This is a genomic window from Bacillus sp. JFL15, from assembly GCF_001184225.1.
Taxonomy (GTDB): domain Bacteria; phylum Bacillota; class Bacilli; order Bacillales; family Bacillaceae; genus Bacillus; species Bacillus siamensis.
Genome location: NZ_KQ236689.1, coordinates 788,172 through 808,733, shown reverse-complemented (window position 1 = coordinate 808,733; position 20,562 = coordinate 788,172). Strand labels below are relative to the sequence as shown.

Below are 20,562 nucleotides of genomic sequence, written 5' to 3'. Positions count from 1 at the left end.
TAAATTATAATAATTATAATTTAGGTTTCTTTAAACAGCTTTTTCTTTATGATCGATTCCCAGACGGGCCAAGAGAAGAGGGAGCGGCAAGCCAATGTCAGCTTAATGCCCCTGCCGATCGGATACCGCAGTTTCTTCAGGCGCTTCTGTTGCGCCAATTGATAAATCAGCTCCGCCACGTCATTGGGATCGCCGCTTTTGGATGCGCTCGCTTTGACGTAAGCTTCAATTTGCTGATAATAGCGGTAATAGGGCGAATCTTTGCCGGGTGCCGTAAGATGATTGGAGAGAGACGTCTCCCAAATAGACGTTTTATAGGAGCCCGGTTCTATTAAAGCGGCATCGATTCCTAAAGGCAGAAGCTCAAGACGCAGACACTCTGTAAACCCTTCAATCGCGAATTTGGAAGAAGTGTACGGAGAAAGGGCAGGAAAGGCGGTCAGTCCGCTGATGCTGCTGATATTGATGATTTTCGCTCCGCCGTGTTTTCTCATATAAGGGAGCACCGTTTTGGTGACATGAATCAGGCCGAATACATTCGTGTCAAACTGCTGTCTGTAATGTTCCATCGGCACATCTGCAATAAATCCCCCGTACGCAGTGCCGGCGTTGTTCACAAGCACATCAACCGGTCCGAAACCGCTGATGGTGTTGCCGAAGTCAGACACCGACTGCTCATTTGACACATCTAAAGAAGCGATCGTAATATGACCGGATACACCCGCTTGGGCGGCGGCCTCTTTCAGTATTTCAGCTTTCTCCGGCTGTCTCGCTGTTGCGATGACATGATAAGACCGGGCGAGCTTCAGCGCTGTCAGCAGACCGAATCCGCTCGTCGCGCCGGTTACAATGGCAATTTTTCTGTTCAACTCATATTCCTCCCCGTTTGTTCTTATATGTTAGTGTATAACATTTAGCGGTGAGAAGGAGAAATCGTTCGGAAATATGTCAGAATTATTTTATAATGGAATCAGCTTCGGACAGAAAGGGGTAATGAAAAAGATGGCATTAGAGGGATTGAAGGAAACATGGGATTTAAACTCCATTTTTGAGGGCGGGAGCAGGTCGGAAGATTTTCAGCAATACATACAAGAGCTCAAACAGCAGCTCAGCGCTTTTCAAAAAGAGGCAGAGGCGTTTACAGTTCCGTCGCATGCTGATGAAGGCGGGGAGCTGGTCAATCTGATTGATCGGTATGAACGGTCGGCGATCATGATCAGACAGGCGGGAGCGTTCGTCGGCTGTCTTCAGGCTCAGAACACTGATGATCAGAAAGCGAATGAGTGGAGGGCGCGGATCAATCAGCTGAGCGGTGAGTTTAAATCCGCTCTGGTCACGCTTGATGATACACTTGCCCGGATTGACGAGCGGGTGTGGGAGGAACTGCTGCAAAAACCGGAACTTCAGGACCTCACATACGTTTTAAATGAAAGAAGAGACCGGATCAGAGAAAAGCTCAGCGCACAAGAAGAGAGACTGATTGAAGGTCTGGCCGTTGACGGCTATCACGCATGGGGCGACCTGTATAATGCGGCTGTCGGAAGAATGAAGATTCCGTTTGAGGATAAAGAGCTGTCAGTCGGCCAAGCGGAAAACATGATGGCGCATCCGGACCGCGGGACCAGGCGGCAAGTATTTAAAGAGCTTAACGAAGCCTGGAAGGGAGAAGAGGAGCTGTTTGGCAGCACGCTGAATCATCTGGCCGGCTTCAGAACAGAAATGTATAAAGCGCGGGGCTGGGAAAGCGCCTTGGAAGAGCCGCTTGCGATCAACCGGATGAAAAAAGAAACACTGGATGTCATGTGGCAGGTCATTACCGATCATAAAAAACCCTTTGCCGAATACCTGAATCGAAAGGCGTCCCTCTTAGGGCTTGAGCGCCTGAATTGGTATGATGTGAATGCGCCGATCGGCGAGGCGCCGAAAAAATACACATATGATGAAGCGGCCAATCTGATCGTTACCCAATTTTCCACATTTGGCAAAAAACTGTCCGCATTTACGGAAAAAGCGTTCCGCGATCGGTGGATTGAAGCGGAAGACCGCAGCGGCAAACGGGTCGGCGGTTTCTGCACCAGCTTTCCCGACAGCGGAGAATCCCGTATTTTCATGACGTTTTCAGGAAGCGCTTCAAATGTATCAACGCTTGCGCATGAGCTTGGACACGCGTTTCATCAGGAGGCCATGCTTCAAGTGCGGCAGCTGAACAGAGCCTACGCCATGAATGTCGCTGAAACAGCCTCGACTTTTGCGGAAATGATCGTCGCCGACGCCGCTTTGAAACAAGCGGAGACAAAAGAAGAAAAGCTGTTCCTGCTTGAAGATAAAATTCAAAGAAGCGTAGCTATGTTTATGAATATTCATGCGAGATTTTTATTTGAAACGCGGTTTTATGAAGAGCGGAAGCATGGCGTCGTTCCGGCTGATAAATTGAATGAACTGATGGAAGCGGCGCAGAAAGAAGCGTTTTGCGATTCATTAGGGGAATACCACCCGCATTTCTGGGCGTCAAAACTTCATTTTCATATTACGGGAGTGCCGTTCTACAATTTTCCGTATACGTTCGGTTATTTATTTTCGCTTGGAATATACGCAAGAGCTCTTCGGGAGAAAGCGGATTTTGAAGAAAAATATATCGCGCTTTTGTGTGACACGGCTTCGATGACCGTTGAGGATTTGGCGATGAAGCACCTTGGAGCGGATCTGACGGAACGATCGTTTTGGGAGGACGCGGTCTGCCTTGCGGTACGGGATGTACAGGAATTTTTAGAGCTGACTGAATGATGATATAGAGAGGAACCGGCCGGAGCTGTTTATCGCTCCGGTTCTTTTTTGTTCGATGAATGACAGCCGCCTCCCTTGGAAATACCTAAAAACGATCGGAATGGAATGGGAGTGAATCGCATGAAATGGATCAGGACGGCGGGTGTTTTATGTCTGGCGCTGATGCTGATTGCCGGCTGCCGATTGAATGAAGAAAAACGGAATGCGGAACAAGACAGCACGCCCGTATCATCCGCGAAGCCGGTTCCATACAGCAGCTTTTCCCTTCGCGTCAACTACGGAGCCGGAGAGCATAACCGCTATGAAGGTTTGTATGAAAGAAAAGGCGGTCGTGAAAAGGCGGACATCCAGGACAAGCTTTCAGGAGTTCACAGAGAGGGCGAGGAAGCGCTTGATGAAATGAAGATGATCCTCGGAGAACTTGCCGTAAACAGCGGGATGCAAGAAGGCGAAGTTGTCAGGCAGGTGCTCTCTGCTTTTAATTTAGACAGCCATTATGACCATTTTTATTTGAAACTGAAAAAAAGCGACGGAGAAATGACGGAAATCAAGAAATAACCGCTGTCCGCTGTTTTTTTGCCCGAAACTAATTGATAATGATATTCAGAGTCATTAATTTCTGTTACAATATAATCATGATCTCACGTTGAATGTTCAGGCAATTTGTTTATATACATAGTGTTGGGAAATACAAAAAAGGAGCGGTTAGCGGTATGAGTGCAATTTCTACAGAGACGCTGAGCTTAGGGTACGGAGAGACTGTTATCATTGACGAGTTGGATGTAGCGATTCCAAAAGGCGAAATCACTGTATTGATCGGAAGTAACGGCTGCGGAAAATCGACGCTTTTACGTTCATTGGCGCGCCTGATGAAACCGAGGGGCGGTTCTGTGCTTTTGGAAGGAAAAGCCATCGCTAAGCTGCCGACGAAAGAAGTCGCCAGAGAACTGGCTATCTTGCCGCAGAGCCCGTCAGCTCCCGAAGGCCTGACCGTGCATCAGCTTGTAAAGCAGGGGAGATACCCTTATCAAAGCTGGCTGAAGCAATGGTCCAAAGAGGACGAAGACGCAGTGGCAAAAGCGCTGAAGGCGACAAAGCTTGAGGAAATGGCCGACCGTACGGTGGATTCTTTGTCAGGCGGACAGCGCCAGCGCGCGTGGATTGCGATGACACTCGCCCAGGATACGGATATCATTCTGCTTGACGAGCCGACAACCTATCTCGACATGACGCATCAAATTGAAATTCTTGATTTGCTGTTTGAGCTAAATGAAAAAGAAAAACGGACCATCGTCATGGTGCTGCACGACCTTAATCTCGCATGCCGCTATGCTCATTATCTTGTCGCCATTAAGGATAAACAGATTTACGCTGAGGGCCGTCCCGAAGAAGTCATCACTTGCGAGCTTGTGCAGCAGGTATTTGCGATGAACTGCCAAGTCACGCAGGACCCGCTGTTCGGCACGCCGCTTTGCATTCCGCACGGGCGCGGGAGATGCATCGTGCAGGAAGCGGCTCTCACCGCCCGATTGTCATAATCATGAAAAAGGGAAGGGAACGGTATGGAAGAAAAACTGCAGCAGCAGCTGGACGGCCTGCTTGAAAAATATACGGAACTATTGCTTGGCGAAACAACCCCGGAACTAAAGGAAGAAGTCAGGCAATGGATTTTGTATACACATATTGCAAAAAGCATGCCTCCGCTCGTCAAGCACTGGAACCAATCCTACCCGGACGCCAAAGAGGGCATCAAAGCTGCGATACAGCACATTAAACAGCTCAATGAAGAGCACAGAAAAAAACAATAAAAAGCTTCCGGCATCAAAGAGAGGTGCCGGAAGCTTTTTTTGCTGAAAAGGAATCAATAAAGGCGCCATTCAATTCTTTAATAATTTCTTCCGCTTGTTGAACCAAGAAAAAAGGACCGCCGCAGCAATCCCTTTCTCTCTTTCCTATATATCACATTTCTTTTCGGATACTTAATAACTCTTCAAATGCTTTTATATTTGTATCAAAATTGGGCATTGTTTGAGATTCCTCGGCACATTTGACTTGTGCTACAACCAAATCATTAAAAGGTGTTGAAATTCCAGTACCTTCTGCCATTTTGGGAATAACTCCATTAATATAATCAATTTCAGTTTTACGTTTCTTCTCAAGATCCTGCAGCATACTTGCTCTCAGCAGCCTAGATGGTGCCATGGCTTCCCTAAATGTTTGGATACGTTCAGGAATATCATTTTCGCTTCTTAATTCCAAAGATTCTAAATCAAGGCCGCCCATTTTCGCAAATTTGACACCATTGGCGTGTCCAACCTTAATCGTCTCATCTGCGATATGAACTGCACTAACAATACCGATTTCATGGTCAAGAATGTCTCCGTATTCTCCGTCTAATCCTGCCGATAAACCACTGAATGCATTATTGATAAGTAATTTTGACCACTTCGTCCCAACTAAATTATCGGAAATATGTGTTCCGCCGATAAGGTCTAAAACCGATTTAATACGCTGGATTCTTTCTGTTGTTTCACCATTTAATTCTCCAATTTGAAAAGCGTACTCTTTAAATTGAGTATACTCAGTTGTAAGTCTGGATACGCCTGGTTCAATAAACGTAGCACCAAATTCAACAGAACCCGCAACAACACGTTCATCACCAACGATCGAAGCAACTTTCTGTTCAGGTATACCGTTTTGCAAGGAACATACAACACTGTCATCCTTTAAAAAAGGCAGTAACTCTTTAAGAATCGAATCATTATATAATTGTTTCGTCAGAAGTAATATTAAATCATACTTGCCTGACTTGTTTTCAGGGGTAATGGCTTTCACCTTTGCTTGGAATTCCGTTGTACCAACTACTTTAGCACCTATTTGATTTAGAGTATCTACATGTTCTTTGTATGAATCAATCAATTCGACATCCATTCCGCCAGCAGACAGATATGCTCCCACTATGGTTCCTAAAGAACCTGCTCCTAAAATTGCAATTCTCATTGTAAACGTCTCCTTATTTTTCGTCTAAGTAGTTATAAACCGGCTGAGCAGCATTTAAGGTTAAATCTGTAAGGATATGAGATGCTGAAACGACTTCTAATACAGGCAAGTCTGCAAGAGGTGCTAAAGCATGTTCAAATAATTGAAGCCGTGCGGGTCCAGTCCAGGCACCTTTAACTTCTATATTCGTTATTTGCGTTCGCACCAAATCACAAACCCTTAAATCACCATTGTAATCAGTAGCCATCTTAACCATAAAATTAGGTCGGCAAATTTCCCTTTTCGCTTTTTCCTTGTCCATTTCGAAATGTTTATATCCCATAGTCGCAGTTGCCACGCGAAGACTGCCATAATCCAGTGTGCCGACAAGAGTATCAGAGTCTATATACAGCTTAGGGGCACCCAATTTCTTTGGATATGCAGTAAGTTCCCGTCCGCTTGCGATAGCTGGAAAATTGTCTACGTACATAGAATGTACATAATCCCCTTCTTCACCATTAAAGCTGACAGGGATGACTTGTCCTGCCTCTGTATAGGCACCAAGCCCGGAAACATCGGGCATCCACATCACTTCGAATTTCACTAAAGGTTCAGTAATTTCAAGAGGTTCTGGCACTGCCGCACGTAACGCTTTTTCATCCGTTCGGTAAATAATATTTAAATATTCACGGTTAACAAATTTATAATTTGGGATAGGATAAGCAGGAGCCGTTAGCGGCGTATTTAAATTTTTTGCTATATCTTTCACATCAATTTTCATTGAATGACACCCTTTCCTTTTCTTTTTTATGTTTTTTTAATTTAACTATGCTATTATCTTACATCCGCATTTACATTTAATCTAATACATAATAAGGTATATGTATATTTATTGAAATAAATAAGGGGGATGCAGACAGATGGAATTGCTGCAGCTAAAATACTTTCAGACAGTTGCCTATACTGAGCATATTTCTAAAGCAGCAGAACAATTAAAGATTGCCCAGCCTTCTTTAAGTCTTACTATAAAAAGACTGGAGAATGAACTGGGAACAGCCTTGTTTGATAGAAAAGGCAGAAATATTAAGCTGAGTTCATCAGGGGAAATTCTTTTAAAACATGTAAACAGGATTTTTACTGAAATTGAAAATGCACAAACGGAAATTCAATTGAAGGAACATCAAATTTCTGACACCATAAGAATATCTATTTCCAATCCAAGATTCCTTGCAGGACTGATGAGTGAATATATCAACCGCTCTCCTCAATCAAAAATTCTCCAAGCAATCGGAGTTAAAAGCGAGATCATCACAAGTTTAAAAAAAGGGGACATTGATTTAGGAATAACAGGTCATCCGATTCAAGATGAAGAGATAGAGAGTTATGTGCTGGTAAATGAAGATATTGTTCTGGCTTTACCCTCAAACCACCGATTTACGGGTAAAACAGAAATTTCTTTACGTCTTGTCGCCGATGAACCATTTATTACCCTTGCTAATAATGAGGAGTATAGAGGTTTTACAACCTCGCTTTGTGAGAAAGCTGGTTTCACTCCAAATATTGCATTTGAGGCGGATTCTCATTTACTGGTCGAGATTATAAAGCTGGATCGAGGTGTTGCGTTGCTTCCTATTTCAGTTTGCAGAACATTGGGGCTGAATTTTATAAAAGTGACTGATCACTCTGCTTCATATCCAGTCGGCTTATCTTGGATGAGACATAAGCTGTTATCTTCTTCGGTAAGAAATTTTCGTGACTTTATTATGTCATACTATAAAGATAACGATGAAATGTTTAAGGTTTATTAAAGGGTTTCATCATTATTTTTATTTTTACCCCTTACTCAACTGCACCGTTAGCGGCAAGAAAAAGGACACCCTTTCTCCAGCTTTTGATGTTTTCTTTTTAGGGATGTAATGAGGGGTTCCTTGTTGCTTACATTCATTTCCCGTTTCACTTGTTGCGGGGTGGGTACTTGCGATTGTTGGTTTCTTAAAATTTCGAACGGAACCCCTTGTTGTTATACAACGTTGCTTTTGCAATGCCGGCTTCCTTGAAGCCAAAGAGGGCATCAAAGCCGCGGTACAGTACATTAAACAGCTCAATGAAGAGCACAGAAAAAACAATAAAAAGCTTCCGGCATCAAAGAGAGGTGCCGGAAGCTTTTTTTGCTGAAAAGGAATCAATAAAGGCCTGTAATGCACTGCTCATATATGAATCCTTCCGCGTGACGAATTCCGTTTTCATCAGGCTGAAAGATTCGGGAATGGTCCATAACCGAACCGCGCCCAGTGCGGCGTGCTGTGTGATTACGCTTCTCGGAAGCAGCGTAATGCCGAGCCCCGCCGTCACTCCCCCGATAATCGCTTCAAGGGTGCCGAATTCCATAATGGCCGGATGCCCCGTTCCAATGGAATGAAGCCACCGCTCTAATGTGTCACGATACGTGCAGCCTGTGCTGTACACAAGAAGCGGTTTTTTTACCGCTTCTTCTATAGCGGTGACGGCAGCGGGAGTCACGACAACGGCTTCTTCTTCAAAGGCCGGGATGGAGTGCAAATCCGGATGATGAAAGTGACAGCCGATAAATGCGCCGTCCAATTCATAGCGAAGAACTTTATCGGTTACATATTGTGTATGTCCTGTCGTAAGGGACAGCTCCACATCAGGATACTGCTCATAATAAGAGGCTAAAAGTTTTGGCAGCCTGACTGCGGCTGTTGTCTGGGTAGAGCCGATCATAAGCGATCCGCTCGGCTTGTCTGTTGAAGCGAGCGCCATTTTGGCTTCTTCTATCAGACCGACGACCTGATCCGCATAATGGAGGAGCACCGTGCCGCTTGAAGACAGCGTCATCCCGCGATTATGGCGGAAAAACAGCTCGGTTTTCAAATCTTCTTCCAGCTGGCGGATTCTGGCCGTCACGTTTGACTGCACATAGCCGAGACGCACCGCCGCCTTTGTAATGGAACCTTCACGGGCCACCATCTGAAAAATCCGCAAATCTCCGCTTTCCATTGTCATCTCTCCCTCTTTGCTATCATTTTTTGTGATATGAAACATCTTTAACAATCATTATACGAAAATGCAGATCACCATTACAATAAACATATCAGCTGATGAACATCGAACGTAAGAGGAGAAGAAGCCATGAATTTACAACATAAAACGGCACTGGTCACAGGCGGCGGTACTGGAATCGGAAGAGAGGCGTGCCTTGCCTTGGCAAAACGGGGAGCGGCTGTTGTCATTAACTATTCACATTCAAAAAAGGAAGCGGAACAAACGGCAGAATTCATAATAAAAGCAGGCGGACACGCGATGACCATTCAAGCGGATGTTTCTATAGACAAACAGGCGAGAGACATGGTAAACGAAGCGGCCAGCCGATTCGGAAGCCTTGATTTACTCGTAAATAATGCGAGCATCACCAGACATATTCCGCTTCATGATTTGGAATCTGCAACGAAAGAAGTATGGGATGAATTATTTGCTGTCAATGTAAACGGGATGTTTCATTGCGCAAGAGCGGCAGCGTCTCATATGAAAAAGCAAAAGTCAGGCGCTATTGTGAATGTCGGGAGCATCGCCGGCCTGACGGGAGCGGGTTCTTCCCTTCCGTATGCCGTTTCCAAAGCGGCGGTGCATGGCCTGACAAAATCATTGGCCCATGCGCTGGCGCCGGACATCCGTGTATGCTGTGTCGCGCCAGGAGCCGTTGCAACAAGATGGTGGAAGGGGCGGGAAGAGACGATGTATCGGCTTGCCGGAAGCCTTCCGCTGGAACGGATCGCCGCTCCGGAGGATATCGGAGAACTGATTTGCTCTGTGCTGGAGCAGGAATCACTGACGGGACAAATCATAACAGCCGATTGCGGCCAGACGATGTGACGAAAGGAGAGAGAAACGATGCCGTTTGTACAGATCCATTTACAGAAAGGAAAAAGCGGACTTTGGCTCAAAAAAATGAGCGCCGTTATTCACACCGCGATGACGGAGATGATTGATGTTCCGCATGATGACTATTTTCAAGTGGTGCATCAGCACGAAAAAGGGGAGTTTTTCTATGATCCGTCATATCTTCAAGTTGAGCGGAGCGATGAACTGATGTTTATCCGCTTTACTTTGAAAAACTCCAGAACAACTCATCAGAAGCAAGCATTCTATCAGCATTTGGCTGACCGGCTGCACGAAAAGCTGGGCGTCAGAAAAGAAGATGTGTTTATCGTCCTCTCCGGCAATGCGGCGGAAGACTGGTCATTCGGAAACGGAGTGGCCCAGATGATATAAAAAAATCCCGCGGCATCCGCGGGATTTTCTCTATTAAACGGCTTTCGCCTTTTCTTCTTGTTTGCCTGTTTTTTTGTTAGTCAGTTTAATTGATTTAACAAACAGCGTGAGGATTAATCCGGCAGCGATAAAGGCCAGACCTGTGAAAAACACGCTGTGAAGCGAATCCATCAGTGACGTTTTTAAAACCGGCACGATATGGGAAGAAAATGCCGCCGGAATCTGCTTAATCGATTCCTGGCTGAACAAGGATTGAAGCAGCCCTTCAGGATTCTTGTCAATCATGCCTTTAAACTGGTCGGCAAAGGCACTTGCCTGTTTCGGCAGTGAATCTAAGTAAGGCACCAGTCTGTCGGTTAGAAGGGTTCCTGATCTGGCATTCATGACAGCGCCGAGCACCGTAATGCCGAACGTTCCCCCGATCATCCGGAAAAATTGGCTTGATGAAGTCACCACACCCAGCTCTTCTTTTGAAAACGTTTCTTGCAGAGCGAGTGTGAGAAGCGGCATAACGAGCCCCATTCCCAGACCGATCACGGCCATATAGCATGTAGCCGCGAGCTTGCTGGTATCCAGCTGCAAAGTCGTTAATAAGAAGAAGCCGACGGCCATAATCAGCATGCCGATCATGATTTGCGGTTTAATGCCGATCTTATAAACCAGCTGGCCTCCGATAATACTTGTGATGATCATAGATACCATCATCGGCGTCATAATCGTTCCGGACGCGGTAGCGCTGACTCCGATAATTCCCTGCATAAAGAAAGGAACGAACGTAACGGCGCCGAACATGCCGATACTCATGAAAAACCCGATCAGATTCAGTACGGTAAACGTTCTGTTTTTAAACAGGTACATCGGCAGAATCGGCTCTTTTGCTTTGATTTCAGCGAAAATGAATCCGACAATCCCGGCAAGCGCAAGCGCAAAGAGACCGAGAATCTGCCAAGACCCCCATGCATAATCCTTTCCTCCGAAGCTGAGTGCGAGCAGGAGGCTGACGATTCCGACGATCATTGTGAAAATGCCGGCGATGTCAAAGTTAATCGGCCCGGTCTGTTTTCTGCCTTGAAGTCCTCTTGCGATAAAGATGACGGCTAAGATTCCGACAGGCAGGTTGATATAGAAAACCCATTTCCAATTTAAAGAGTCAACAATCCAGCCCCCGATTTGCGGGCCGATAACAGAAGCCAGCCCGTAAATCGCCCCGAAAAGCCCTTGGAACTTGGCACGCTGTTTCCCTGTGAACAAATCTCCGATGACGATCATGGCCATCGGCATCATGACACCGCCGCCGATTCCCTGAAGTCCGCGGAAAATAATCAGTTCCGTCATGTTGCTGGCCATTCCGCACAGTGCGGAAGCGCCCATGAAAATCAATAAACCTGATACATATACGACGCGCCGCCCTAATAAATCTGCAAGTTTCCCCGCAATCGGGACGATCGTTGTCGAAGTTAAAAGATATGCCGTGGTCAGCCACGTCATCATGCTTAATCCCCCGAGGTCACCCACGATTTTAGGAATCGCCGTTCCTACGATCGTGCCGTCAAGGGCTGAGAAAAACATAGCGATAATTAAGCCAGTTATTAATAGTGTGCGTTTTGGATCCTTCTGTTCAATGCTCATGCTTCGGCAGCTCCTCTTTTCTATTCGTTTTCTTTTTGGTCAGCCGCGTATTTCTCGGCGGCTTCCGCTACTTTGCGGATGATGTTCACGGACTGAATCAGTTCATCGTCAGTCAGAACGGACAGGTTTCGCGCTAATATCGCTTTTCTTCCTTCCACGACATCTTCGAATTTCTTCTCGCCTTTTTCGGTAAGGCTGATGTCGATGACACGTCTGTCCTGCTGATTATGTTTGCGGACGATCAGTCCTTTTTGCTCAAGGCGGTCGGCCATCAGCGTCACTGCGCTCGGCTTTACTTCCATGCGCTCCGCAATTTCGGAAACTTTGCAGCTCCCTTGTTTTTTTAAGCTGGCTAAAACAAATAATTGGGCAGGAGTCACCTCATGTTTTGCCATGCTTTCCATCATTTCCGGCTGTATGTTTTGCAGCAGCGTCTGAAGGGATTTTTGGATGTCAGACACATATTGATCCGCGTTTTTCATAACTCCTCCTCATCTGGTTCTTCGGGAAAATAATTAACATTAGTTAAATATAAATAAGGATTAAAGATAAGTCAATCCTTTTGTGCAAAAATAAAAAAAGGATTGATGCTTAGTGAAAACATCAAATCCTTTCTTATGTTACTGCTGGTAGGGAGACTGCTGCTGAATGGTCTGCCGGAACTTCTGATACGATTGCTGAAGCTTTTGGGTGTCGGCCGCTTCAATGGAATACCAGCCATTTTGAAACATTACATCGTATAATCTTCTCTGCGCTTTTTGTGACTCATCGAAAATCGCCTGAATATCTTGATAAAGAGACTCGTGGCTGAACTCGTGCAGGGCTGTGCAATATGAAGACGTGATATACTTTTCCGTCGTCAGCAGTTCATTCACCAAGTCTCGGTCATTCATTTGCGCCGTATTGGGCACGGGCGTTTGCGGGTTAGTGATTTTTTGATTTTGCTGTTCCATGTATTGTCCTCCTATTGCATATAGCCTGTTGTTGTCTGTCCGCCTTGAGCGGGATTCAGGTGACCCAAAATGTTTTGATAATGTTTGTGGTGCATCCGGCCTATTTGTTCAAGCTCTTGTTTTAACGTCTGATTCTGGCAGTGTTCCGCCATGAAATGCGCTTTTTTCATGGCAAGCAGATTCCAGTTCAGCATGTCCTCAAGATACAAATGGTCTTTCGTTGAGATGACGGCAGGCGGCAAATGTCCGTGCTGCTCCTGGTTATTCATATAAACGCCTCCTTCAATTCTGTTCTTCTTAGCTTTCTCTGCGACCGGGATTTCATACACGAATAAAAGAAAAAGGAGGGAGTCCGCCCTTGCTGCGGAGCATATGTTTATTTTTGTCGAAAAATAAAATGCTTACGAAATTCGCCCAGGCTCACGGCCTCCGCTTCGGCGCGGGAAGATTCGTTGCGGGGGAAACACTTCGAGAAGCTGTAAAAACGGTGAAGCGGCTGAACCAAAACGGGCTGTCGGCTTCGATAGATTATCTAGGTGAATATGCAGGGTCCCTGAAGGATGCCAAAAGGACGGCCGAAGAATGTAAAAAAGCAATCAGGGCGATCGCCGAGAATCAATTGGACTGTGAGCTGTCGCTGAAATTAACATCCATCGGTCTGGATATATCTGAGAATCTCGCCGAACAGCACATCAGAGACATATTGACGGAGGCAAAAGAACACCGCGTCCCTGTCACGATTGACATGGAGGACTATTCCAGATGCGCCCGCACGCTTGATCTGTATAAGCGGTGCAAACCGGATTTTCCGATGCTCGGCACCGTCATTCAGGCTTATTTGTACCGCGCGGCTGAAGACATCAGCAGCCTGATGCCATACAAACCGCGGCTCAGGCTTGTAAAAGGCGCATACAAAGAATCAGCGTCCGTTGCGTTTCCTGATAAAAAAGGGACCGATCTTCATTTCCAGCAGCTGATCAAGCTGCAGCTTTTGAGCGGGCATGAAACAGCGGTGGCGACACATGATGACGACATGATTTCGTATACGAAAACACTCATCAGCGAATATCAGATTCCCCGGGAGCAGTTTGAATTCCAAATGCTGTACGGCATCAGAACGGAGCGGCAGAAAAAGCTTGCCGAAGAAGGATACAGGATGAGGGTGTACGTCCCGTACGGAACCGATTGGTACGGCTACCTGATGAGAAGAATTGCCGAGCGCCCGGCAAATGCGGCGTTTGTGCTGAAAGGAATCTTCAAAAAATAACGGCTGCCTTAAAAAAGCAGCCGCAGTCTGTTACTCCATGTTGTCTTTTTTATATTGCTGATTTTGGCTTGTCCGCTTGCCGCCGCCGTATTTTTGCTTCGGTCCCGCATTTCCTTTCATGCTTGCCGCGCTCACTGCGCCGGAAGACGGATCTTTTCTCCCTCGCACCATTCCCTTCACCTCCGGGTTTAAGTTTCCCGCCTGCGGCGCGGAACATGCGGAAGCCAAAAAATTTAAAAAAATTCCATATTTGCTATTGAAGTCATCCTGAAAATCTTTTAAGATGAAAGAAGAAAAGGGTTTCATTTTTTTTGCCGAAAAAATGAATGACTATTCATTCAAAGTTCAAGGGGGATGACTCATGCACAAGTTTATAAAGAAAGCAGCCGTTCTCGGGTCAGGCGTCATGGGGTCCGGAATTGCCGCGCACTTGGCTAACATCGGAATTCCCGTCCTGCTGCTTGATATTGTGCCAAACGAGCTGACAAAGGATGAGGTGAAAAAAGGGCTGACATTAGAAAGCCCGGAGGTCCGCAGCAGACTGAGCCGATCGGCCATGCAAAAGCTGCTGAAGCAAAAACCGGCGCCGCTGACTTCAGCTGCCAATCTCGATTATATAACGGCGGGGAATTTGGAAGATGACGCGGCTGGGTTGAAAGATGCTGATTGGATTATAGAAGTCGTCGTCGAAAATCTTGACGTGAAAAAACAGATTTTCTCACTTGTTGATGAATACCGGAAACCGGGAAGCATCGTGTCCAGCAATACGTCCGGTATCTCCGTCACAAAAATGGCGGAAGGCAGATCTGCAGATTTTAAAGCTCATTTCTTAGGAACCCATTTCTTTAATCCGGCCCGCTACTTGAAGCTTCTGGAAATCATTCCGATTCAGGAAACAGATCCTGACGTATTGCAATTTATGACTTCATTTGCCGAAAATACACTCGGAAAAGGTGTCGTCATCGCAAAAGACACGCCTAACTTTATCGCCAACCGCATCGGTACGTACGGCCTGTTGGTCACGGTAAGGGAAATGCTTTCCTCCGGCTGCCGCATCGGCGAGGTGGACACGGTGACCGGGCCTTTGATCGGCAGACCGAAAAGCGCGACCTTCAGAACCCTTGACGTCGTAGGGCTTGATACATTCGCCCATGTGGCAAAAAATGTTTATGACAAAGCCGACGGCGCTGAAAAAGACATGTTTAAGCTGCCGGAATTTATGAATGACATGCTGAAAAACAATTGGCTGGGCAGCAAATCAGGCCAAGGTTTTTACAAAAAAGAAGGTAAAACAATATATGAGCTCGATCCGCTTACCATGACATACGGCGAGCGCTCGAAAATGAAGACACCCGCTTTAGAAGCCGCCAAACAGGCAAAGGGTGCCAAAGGGAAAATGAAAGCGCTTATATACTCTGATGACCGCGCCGGCCGCCTGCTTTGGAATATCACGTCGCAAACCCTCTTATACTCAGCCCGGCTTTTAGGTGAAATCGCTGATGATATCAAAGCGATTGACGACGCCATGAAATGGGGCTTCGGGTGGGAGCTCGGCCCGTTTGAGATATGGGATGCCATCGGTGTCAGAGCATCAGCAGAGCGGCTTGAACAAGAAGGCGCAGAACTTCCCGGCTGGGTGAAAGAAATGCTTGACGAGGGCCATGAAACATTTTATATGAAGGAAAACGGAAGACCGTTTTACTATTCAGACGGCCAATACAGGGCTGTGAAAGAAAATCCGAAACGGATCAGCCTGCAAACGGTAAAGGAAACAAAGGGCGTGATCAGCAAAAACAGCGGCGCCAGTCTGATTGATCTCGGCGATGATATCGCTTTGCTGGAATTTCATACGAAAAGCAACGCGATCGGCTTAGACATTATTCAGATGATTGACAATGCACTTGAGGAAACGGAGCGGAATTATAAAGGTCTTGTCATCGGAAACCAAGGCAGACATTTCTGCGCGGGAGCAAACCTTGCGATGATTTTAATGGAAGCTCAGGATGATAACTTCATGGAAGTCGATTTTGTCATCCGCCGTTTTCAGCAGACGATGCTGAACATCAAATACAGCGCCAAACCTGTTGTGGCGGCGCCGTTCGGAATGACACTCGGCGGAGGAACGGAAGTCTGTCTTCCGGCGGCACGCGTTCAGGCGGCGAGCGAATCGTATATGGGTCTTGTCGAAACCGGCGTCGGCCTTATTCCGGGCGGCGGAGGAAATAAAGAGTTGTACATGAATTACTTGAACGGCGGAAGTGAACTGATGGACGCGGCCATTAAAACCTTCGAAACAATTGCGCTTGCCAAGGTGTCCGGCTCGGCGCACGAAGCCCGTGATATGAAGATTTTGTCTGCGGCAGACCGTGTCAGCATGAATCAGGATCACCTGCTGCATGATGCGAAACAGCTGGCTGCTTATTTATATGACAGCGGATACCGCCCGCCTGCCCGCAAAAAAGTAAAAGTGACCGGGGAAACCGGCTGTGCCGCGTTACTGCTCGGAGCAGACCAAATGAGAAGATCCGGCTATTTATCAGATCATGATATGAAGATTGCGAAGAAGCTGGCCCATGTCATTGCCGGAGGAAGAGTCCCGTTCGGCACGGAGGTTTCAGAAGAATATTTACTCGAGATTGAAAGAGAAGCCTTTTTAAGCCTCGCTGGCGAGGCGAAATCTCAAGCAAGAATGCAGCATATGCTGGTCAAAGGCAAACCTTTACGGAACTAGGAGGGTGTTTATGAGAGAAGCAGTCATTGTGGCCGGTGCGAGAACTCCGGTCGGTAAAGCGAAAAAAGGGTCGCTTGCAGCCGTTCGTCCTGATGATTTAGGCGCGCTTTGTGTGAAAGAAACGCTGAAACGGGCAGGCGGATATGAAGGAAACATCGATGACTTAATTATCGGATGTGCAACACCAGAAGCCGAACAAGGATTAAATATGGCGCGGAATATCGGTGCGCTGGCGGGGCTTCCTCATACGGTGCCGGCCATTACGGTGAACCGCTACTGCTCTTCCGGACTCCAATCCATCGCTTACGGTGCGGAAAAAATTATGCTCGGCGCGGGCGACACAGTCATCGCCGGCGGTGCGGAATCCATGTCGCAAGTTCCGATGATGGGACATGTGACCCGCCCGAATATCGCTTTGGCGGAGCATGCGCCTGAGTATTACATGAGCATGGGGCACACGGCGGAGCAGGTCGCCGAAACGTACGGCGTATCCAGAGAAGACCAGGATGCGTTTGCCGTCCGCAGCCATCAGAATGCCGCGAAAGCCCTTAAAGAAGGGAAATTTAATGATGAAATCGTGCCGGTTGAAGTAACGCTGACAGAAGTCGGGGATGATCATAAGCCGCGGAAAAAACAATTTACCTTTTCTCAAGATGAAGGCGTGCGCCCCGGCACATCGGCTGACGTATTGGCAAAGCTCCGTCCGGCTTTTTCTAAAACGGGAACCGTGACGGCCGGGAACTCTTCACAAACGAGTGACGGCGCCGCGGCTGTCATGCTGATGGATCGCGAAAAAGCTTCGTCGCTCGGATTGGCGCCGCTAGTCAAATTCCGTTCCTTTGCCGTAGGCGGCGTTCCCCCTGAGGTCATGGGGATCGGTCCGATTGAAGCCATTCCGCGGGCGCTCAAGCTTGCCGGACTCGAATTACAGGATATCGGGCTTTTTGAATTGAATGAGGCCTTTGCTTCACAGGCCATTCAAGTCATCAGATCGCTGGGAATAGATGAAGAAAAGGTGAACGTCAATGGGGGCGCCATCGCGCTCGGACATCCGCTCGGCTGCACGGGAACGAAGCTGACCTTGTCACTCATTCATGAAATGAAACGGAGAAACGAGCAATTCGGCGTGGTGACGATGTGCATCGGAGGCGGCATGGGCGCTGCCGGCGTATTTGAGCTCATTTAAACAAAGGGGGAAAACGAACATGAAACAGGAAACGGTCAACGTCAAAAAAGGCGGCAGCTTTCTGATTGAGGAGACGGGATATGATCAAATATTCACTCCGGAGGACTTTACAGACGAACATAAAATGATCGGCAAAACGACAGAAGACTATGTCGTAAACGATGTGCTTCCTTATATTGATGAAATTGAAAACCATCAGTTTGAGCATTCAGTCAGACTGCTCAGAAAAGCCGGAGACTTGGGCCTCCTCGGAGCAGACGTGCCAGAAGAGTACGGCGGCATCGGCTTGGATAAAATCAGTTCAGCCTTCATTACGGAAAAATTTTCGCGTGCCGGCAGCTTTTCGCTATCTTACGGCGCTCACGTCGGTATCGGCTCATTGCCGATCGTGTTCTTCGGAACGGAAGAACAGAAAAAAACATATTTGCCGGACTTGGCTTCAGGACAAAGAATCGCGGCATACGCCTTAACTGAGCCCGGTTCAGGTTCAGATGCCCTCGGCGCGAAAACGACGGCTGTTTTGAATGAAGCGGGCACACATTATATTCTCAACGGAGAAAAGCAATGGATTACGAACTCCGCCTTTGCAGATGTCTTTGTCGTCTACGCAAAAGTGGACGGAGATAAGTTTTCCGCATTTATCGTAGAGAAAAATTATCCGGGCGTGTCAACGGGCCCTGAAGAGAAAAAAATGGGGATTAAAGGTTCATCGACGAGAACGCTGATTTTAGATCAGGCGGAAGTGCCGAAAGAGAACCTTCTCGGCGAAATCGGAAAAGGCCATGTCATCGCCTTTAATATCCTGAATATCGGACGCTACAAGCTTGCTGTCGGCACAATCGGCGCTTCTAAACGGGTGATTGAGCTGTCTGCCGCTTACGCAAACCAGCGCCGGCAATTTAAAACACCGATTTCAAGCTTCACGCTCACTCAGGAAAAGCTTGCGACAATGTCGGCACGGCTTTACGCCATGGAGAGCTCTGTATACAGGACAGTGGGCTTATTCGAAGATAATATGAGCAGGCTGACGGAAGAAGCGCAAAAAGACGGACGCGAAGTCGCAAAGTCGATCGCCGAGTACGCCATTGAATGCTCGCTCAACAAAATGTGCGGATCTGAAACGCTTGATTACATTGCCGACGAAGGCGTTCAAATTCACGGCGGTTACGGGTTTATGCAGGAATATGAAGTGGAGCGCGCCTACCGTGACTCGCGAATCAACAGAATTTTTGAAGGCACAAATGAAATCAACCGCCTGATCGTAACGAGCACGTTCCTGAAAAAAGCTGTAAAAAGGCAGCTTCCGCTCTTTGAAAAAGCGAAGGCGCTCCAGGAAGAGCTCATGATGCTGATGCCTGAAGAGCCTGGCTCAGAGCCTCTTGAACAGGAAAAATACATTGTCAGACAGGCGAAAAAGATCGCCCTCTTGACAGCGGGGCTCGCGGCGCAGAAATACGGAAAAGAGATCGAAGGCGAGCAGGAAATCATGGTGAACATCGCTGATATCGTCAGCGCGGTGTACGCTTTGGAATCTGCCGTCCTCAGAACGGAAAAAGCGATTGCGGCGGACGGTGCCGAAAAAGCCGCGCAAAAGCTGTTATATACGGAAATCTTTGCCCAGGAAGCCCTTCAGAATATTGAAGCGCATGCGAAAGAATCACTGATCGCCATGGAGGAAGGAGATTCCCTCCGCATGATGCTTTCCGTGCTGCGCAAACTGACGCGCCTGACACCGAAAAACCTCATTCAGAAAAAACGTGAAGCGGCTGCCGCTGTCTTCCGTGAAGAAAAATATATCGTCTGATCACATGCTGTAAGCGCTCCTTCATCCGGAGCGCTTTTTCATGAAGCAACGTTATAGGTTTTTACAAGTGATTGTGTTAAAATAACGACGATCATTTACAAGGGGTGAAGAAGATGTCGTTGAATTTTTACTGGTACCCTAAATGCGGAACGTGCCGTAATGCGAAAAAATGGCTGGAAGACCGCGGTAAGGAAATAAACGAAATACATATTGTGGAGGAAACTCCGTCGAAAGAAGAAATTAAAGACCTCTATGAGAAGAGCGGCCTTGAGCTGAGAAAGTTTTTCAACACGAGCGGCATGAAATACCGCGAGCTGAACCTAAAGGAAAAACTGTATCACATGTCAGAGGATGAACAGCTTGACCTTCTGGCATCTGACGGTATGCTCCTGAAACGCCCGATTACGACAGACGGCGAAAAAGTCACTGTCGGCTTCAAAGAAGACCAATTCGAAAAATATTGGATGTAATGCCGCGTTCTAAGAATTATGGTATCTTCTTATTATAAGAAAAAATTGGAGGGATTTAGATGAGCACACCGAAAGATATGCGTTATTCCAAAGAGCACGAATGGGTCAAAGTTGAGGACGGAAAAGCCCGTATCGGGATTACACATTTCGCGCAAGCCGAACTTGGCGATATCGTATTTGTCGAGCTTCCGGAAGTCGGCGCTGAAATTAAAGCGGACGAGCCATTCGGCAGCGTAGAATCCGTCAAAACCGTATCCGAATTGTACGCACCGATTAACGGAACGGTGACGGAAGTGAACGAAGACCTTGATGACAGCCCTGAATTCGTAAACGAGTCTCCGTATGAAAAAGCGTGGATGATCGTCGTGGAACCGGCTGATGCTGAAGAAATCGAAAACCTCATGACTTCCGAGCAATATGACGAAATGACACAGGAAGACTGATCGGATAGCCAAAGGGCCATTTGGAC

The 20,562-nt window shown here is 47.1% G+C and carries 21 protein-coding genes and 2 pseudogenes; 13 read left to right on the top strand and 10 right to left on the bottom strand.

Features of this window, described 5'->3' with window-relative positions:
• Positions 1–20: 20 nt before the first annotated feature.
• Positions 21–869 carry an oxidoreductase gene (locus AD710_RS04060; protein ID WP_049627336.1) on the bottom strand — a complete coding sequence of 283 codons (849 nt, stop codon included), beginning with the start codon at positions 867–869 and terminating at the stop codon, positions 21–23.
• A gap of 133 nt (positions 870–1,002) precedes the next feature.
• On the opposite strand from AD710_RS04060, the gene AD710_RS04055 reads away from it, so the two are divergent.
• The 4 genes and pseudogenes from AD710_RS04055 (at position 1,003) to AD710_RS04040 (ending at position 4,592) form a co-directional block, all read left to right on the top strand.
• Entirely contained in the window at positions 1,003–2,784 is a 1,782-nt protein-coding gene (locus AD710_RS04055; protein ID WP_049628764.1) for a M3 family oligoendopeptidase, read from the top strand.
• A gap of 120 nt (positions 2,785–2,904) precedes the next feature.
• The gene (locus AD710_RS04050; RefSeq protein WP_016937986.1) at positions 2,905–3,342 is read left to right on the top strand and encodes a YusW family protein; all 438 of its coding nucleotides are present in this window, start codon (positions 2,905–2,907) and stop codon (positions 3,340–3,342) included.
• A gap of 155 nt (positions 3,343–3,497) precedes the next feature.
• Positions 3,498–4,322 (top strand): ABC transporter ATP-binding protein, encoded by an 825-nt coding sequence (locus AD710_RS04045; RefSeq protein ID WP_016937987.1) that lies wholly within the window; start codon positions 3,498–3,500, stop codon positions 4,320–4,322.
• Positions 4,323–4,324: 2 nt separating this feature from the next.
• Positions 4,325–4,592 (top strand): annotated as a pseudogene (locus AD710_RS04040) (YusU family protein).
• A 151-nt stretch (positions 4,593–4,743) separates the two neighbouring features.
• Here AD710_RS04040 and AD710_RS04035 read toward each other — a convergent pair.
• Both AD710_RS04035 and AD710_RS04030 read right to left on the bottom strand, forming a co-directional pair.
• Entirely contained in the window at positions 4,744–5,784 is a 1,041-nt protein-coding gene (locus AD710_RS04035; protein ID WP_049627335.1) for a ketopantoate reductase family protein, read from the bottom strand.
• A 13-nt stretch (positions 5,785–5,797) separates the two neighbouring features.
• On the bottom strand, positions 5,798–6,544 hold the full coding sequence (locus AD710_RS04030) for an acetoacetate decarboxylase (protein WP_049627334.1): 747 nt from the start codon (positions 6,542–6,544) through the stop codon (positions 5,798–5,800).
• 139 nt (positions 6,545–6,683) lie between these two features.
• Here AD710_RS04030 and AD710_RS04025 point away from each other — a divergent pair, with 139 nt between their 5' ends.
• A complete protein-coding gene (locus tag AD710_RS04025) occupies positions 6,684–7,571 on the top strand; it encodes a LysR family transcriptional regulator (RefSeq protein WP_049627333.1) in 888 nt (295 codons plus the stop codon).
• 47 nt (positions 7,572–7,618) lie between these two features.
• Here AD710_RS04025 and AD710_RS19945 read toward each other — a convergent pair.
• Both AD710_RS19945 and AD710_RS04020 read right to left on the bottom strand, forming a co-directional pair.
• Positions 7,619–7,815 (bottom strand): annotated as a pseudogene (locus AD710_RS19945) (hypothetical protein); the annotation flags it as partial.
• A gap of 90 nt (positions 7,816–7,905) precedes the next feature.
• The gene (locus tag AD710_RS04020; RefSeq protein ID WP_049627332.1) at positions 7,906–8,781 is read right to left on the bottom strand and encodes a LysR family transcriptional regulator; all 876 of its coding nucleotides are present in this window, start codon (positions 8,779–8,781) and stop codon (positions 7,906–7,908) included.
• 132 nt (positions 8,782–8,913) lie between these two features.
• On the opposite strand from AD710_RS04020, the gene AD710_RS04015 reads away from it, so the two are divergent.
• Both AD710_RS04015 and AD710_RS04010 read left to right on the top strand, forming a co-directional pair.
• Positions 8,914–9,654 (top strand): SDR family NAD(P)-dependent oxidoreductase, encoded by a 741-nt coding sequence (locus AD710_RS04015; RefSeq protein ID WP_049627331.1) that lies wholly within the window; start codon positions 8,914–8,916, stop codon positions 9,652–9,654.
• A gap of 18 nt (positions 9,655–9,672) precedes the next feature.
• Positions 9,673–10,053 (top strand): tautomerase family protein, encoded by a 381-nt coding sequence (locus AD710_RS04010; protein ID WP_049627330.1) that lies wholly within the window; start codon positions 9,673–9,675, stop codon positions 10,051–10,053.
• Between the two features lie 33 nt (positions 10,054–10,086).
• On the opposite strand, the gene AD710_RS04005 is transcribed toward AD710_RS04010, so the two are convergent.
• The 4 genes from AD710_RS04005 to AD710_RS03990 all read right to left on the bottom strand — a co-directional run bounded on the left by AD710_RS04005 (position 10,087) and on the right by AD710_RS03990 (position 12,904).
• A complete protein-coding gene (locus tag AD710_RS04005) occupies positions 10,087–11,682 on the bottom strand; it encodes an MDR family MFS transporter (RefSeq protein WP_045926002.1) in 1,596 nt (531 codons plus the stop codon).
• A 20-nt stretch (positions 11,683–11,702) separates the two neighbouring features.
• Positions 11,703–12,164: a MarR family winged helix-turn-helix transcriptional regulator gene (locus tag AD710_RS04000; RefSeq protein WP_045926003.1), complete on the bottom strand. Its 462-nt coding sequence runs from the start codon at positions 12,162–12,164 to the stop codon at positions 11,703–11,705.
• Positions 12,165–12,302: 138 nt separating this feature from the next.
• On the bottom strand, positions 12,303–12,635 hold the full coding sequence (locus AD710_RS03995; RefSeq protein WP_047477613.1) for a spore coat protein: 333 nt from the start codon (positions 12,633–12,635) through the stop codon (positions 12,303–12,305).
• Between the two features lie 11 nt (positions 12,636–12,646).
• Complete coding sequence (locus tag AD710_RS03990; protein WP_016937996.1) at positions 12,647–12,904, bottom strand: hypothetical protein; 258 nt, start codon at positions 12,902–12,904, stop codon at positions 12,647–12,649.
• 89 nt (positions 12,905–12,993) lie between these two features.
• Here AD710_RS03990 and AD710_RS03985 point away from each other — a divergent pair, with 89 nt between their 5' ends.
• The gene (locus AD710_RS03985; RefSeq protein WP_049627329.1) at positions 12,994–13,902 is read left to right on the top strand and encodes a proline dehydrogenase family protein; all 909 of its coding nucleotides are present in this window, start codon (positions 12,994–12,996) and stop codon (positions 13,900–13,902) included.
• A gap of 30 nt (positions 13,903–13,932) precedes the next feature.
• On the opposite strand, the gene AD710_RS18925 is transcribed toward AD710_RS03985, so the two are convergent.
• Positions 13,933–14,073, bottom strand: coding sequence for a YuzL family protein (locus AD710_RS18925; protein WP_076982541.1), 141 nt, complete (start codon positions 14,071–14,073; stop codon positions 13,933–13,935).
• A gap of 190 nt (positions 14,074–14,263) precedes the next feature.
• On the opposite strand from AD710_RS18925, the gene AD710_RS03975 reads away from it, so the two are divergent.
• The 5 genes from AD710_RS03975 (at position 14,264) to gcvH (ending at position 20,536) form a co-directional block, all read left to right on the top strand.
• Positions 14,264–16,633 (top strand): 3-hydroxyacyl-CoA dehydrogenase/enoyl-CoA hydratase family protein, encoded by a 2,370-nt coding sequence (locus tag AD710_RS03975; RefSeq protein WP_049627328.1) that lies wholly within the window; start codon positions 14,264–14,266, stop codon positions 16,631–16,633.
• Between the two features lie 10 nt (positions 16,634–16,643).
• Positions 16,644–17,819, top strand: a complete 1,176-nt coding sequence (locus AD710_RS03970) for an acetyl-CoA C-acetyltransferase (protein WP_049627327.1) — start codon at positions 16,644–16,646, stop codon at positions 17,817–17,819.
• A gap of 19 nt (positions 17,820–17,838) precedes the next feature.
• The gene (locus AD710_RS03965) at positions 17,839–19,623 is read left to right on the top strand and encodes an acyl-CoA dehydrogenase family protein (protein ID WP_049627326.1); all 1,785 of its coding nucleotides are present in this window, start codon (positions 17,839–17,841) and stop codon (positions 19,621–19,623) included.
• A 113-nt stretch (positions 19,624–19,736) separates the two neighbouring features.
• The gene (locus AD710_RS03960; RefSeq protein WP_049627325.1) at positions 19,737–20,093 is read left to right on the top strand and encodes an arsenate reductase family protein; all 357 of its coding nucleotides are present in this window, start codon (positions 19,737–19,739) and stop codon (positions 20,091–20,093) included.
• 59 nt (positions 20,094–20,152) lie between these two features.
• A complete protein-coding gene (gene gcvH / locus AD710_RS03955; protein ID WP_003151844.1) occupies positions 20,153–20,536 on the top strand; it encodes a glycine cleavage system protein GcvH in 384 nt (127 codons plus the stop codon).
• Positions 20,537–20,562: the final 26 nt, after the last annotated feature.

Bases quoted from the DNA above. Each gene is read 5' to 3' on its own strand.
- AD710_RS04055 (WP_049628764.1), top strand. From the start codon at position 1,003: ATGGCATTAGAGGGATTGAAGGAAACATGGGATTTAAACTCCATTTTT.
- AD710_RS04050 (WP_016937986.1), top strand. From the start codon at position 2,905: ATGAAATGGATCAGGACGGCGGGTGTTTTATGTCTGGCGCTGATGCTG.
- AD710_RS04045 (WP_016937987.1), top strand. From the start codon at position 3,498: ATGAGTGCAATTTCTACAGAGACGCTGAGCTTAGGGTACGGAGAGACT.
- AD710_RS04035 (WP_049627335.1), bottom strand. From the start codon at position 5,784: ATGAGAATTGCAATTTTAGGAGCAGGTTCTTTAGGAACCATAGTGGGA.
- AD710_RS04030 (WP_049627334.1), bottom strand. From the start codon at position 6,544: ATGAAAATTGATGTGAAAGATATAGCAAAAAATTTAAATACGCCGCTA.
- AD710_RS04025 (WP_049627333.1), top strand. From the start codon at position 6,684: ATGGAATTGCTGCAGCTAAAATACTTTCAGACAGTTGCCTATACTGAG.
- AD710_RS04020 (WP_049627332.1), bottom strand. From the start codon at position 8,781: ATGGAAAGCGGAGATTTGCGGATTTTTCAGATGGTGGCCCGTGAAGGT.
- AD710_RS04015 (WP_049627331.1), top strand. From the start codon at position 8,914: ATGAATTTACAACATAAAACGGCACTGGTCACAGGCGGCGGTACTGGA.
- AD710_RS04010 (WP_049627330.1), top strand. From the start codon at position 9,673: ATGCCGTTTGTACAGATCCATTTACAGAAAGGAAAAAGCGGACTTTGG.
- AD710_RS04005 (WP_045926002.1), bottom strand. From the start codon at position 11,682: ATGAGCATTGAACAGAAGGATCCAAAACGCACACTATTAATAACTGGC.
- AD710_RS04000 (WP_045926003.1), bottom strand. From the start codon at position 12,164: ATGAAAAACGCGGATCAATATGTGTCTGACATCCAAAAATCCCTTCAG.
- AD710_RS03995 (WP_047477613.1), bottom strand. From the start codon at position 12,635: ATGGAACAGCAAAATCAAAAAATCACTAACCCGCAAACGCCCGTGCCC.
- AD710_RS03990 (WP_016937996.1), bottom strand. From the start codon at position 12,904: ATGAATAACCAGGAGCAGCACGGACATTTGCCGCCTGCCGTCATCTCA.
- AD710_RS18925 (WP_076982541.1), bottom strand. From the start codon at position 14,073: ATGGTGCGAGGGAGAAAAGATCCGTCTTCCGGCGCAGTGAGCGCGGCA.
- AD710_RS03975 (WP_049627328.1), top strand. From the start codon at position 14,264: ATGCACAAGTTTATAAAGAAAGCAGCCGTTCTCGGGTCAGGCGTCATG.
- AD710_RS03970 (WP_049627327.1), top strand. From the start codon at position 16,644: ATGAGAGAAGCAGTCATTGTGGCCGGTGCGAGAACTCCGGTCGGTAAA.
- AD710_RS03965 (WP_049627326.1), top strand. From the start codon at position 17,839: ATGAAACAGGAAACGGTCAACGTCAAAAAAGGCGGCAGCTTTCTGATT.
- AD710_RS03960 (WP_049627325.1), top strand. From the start codon at position 19,737: ATGTCGTTGAATTTTTACTGGTACCCTAAATGCGGAACGTGCCGTAAT.
- gcvH (WP_003151844.1), top strand. From the start codon at position 20,153: ATGAGCACACCGAAAGATATGCGTTATTCCAAAGAGCACGAATGGGTC.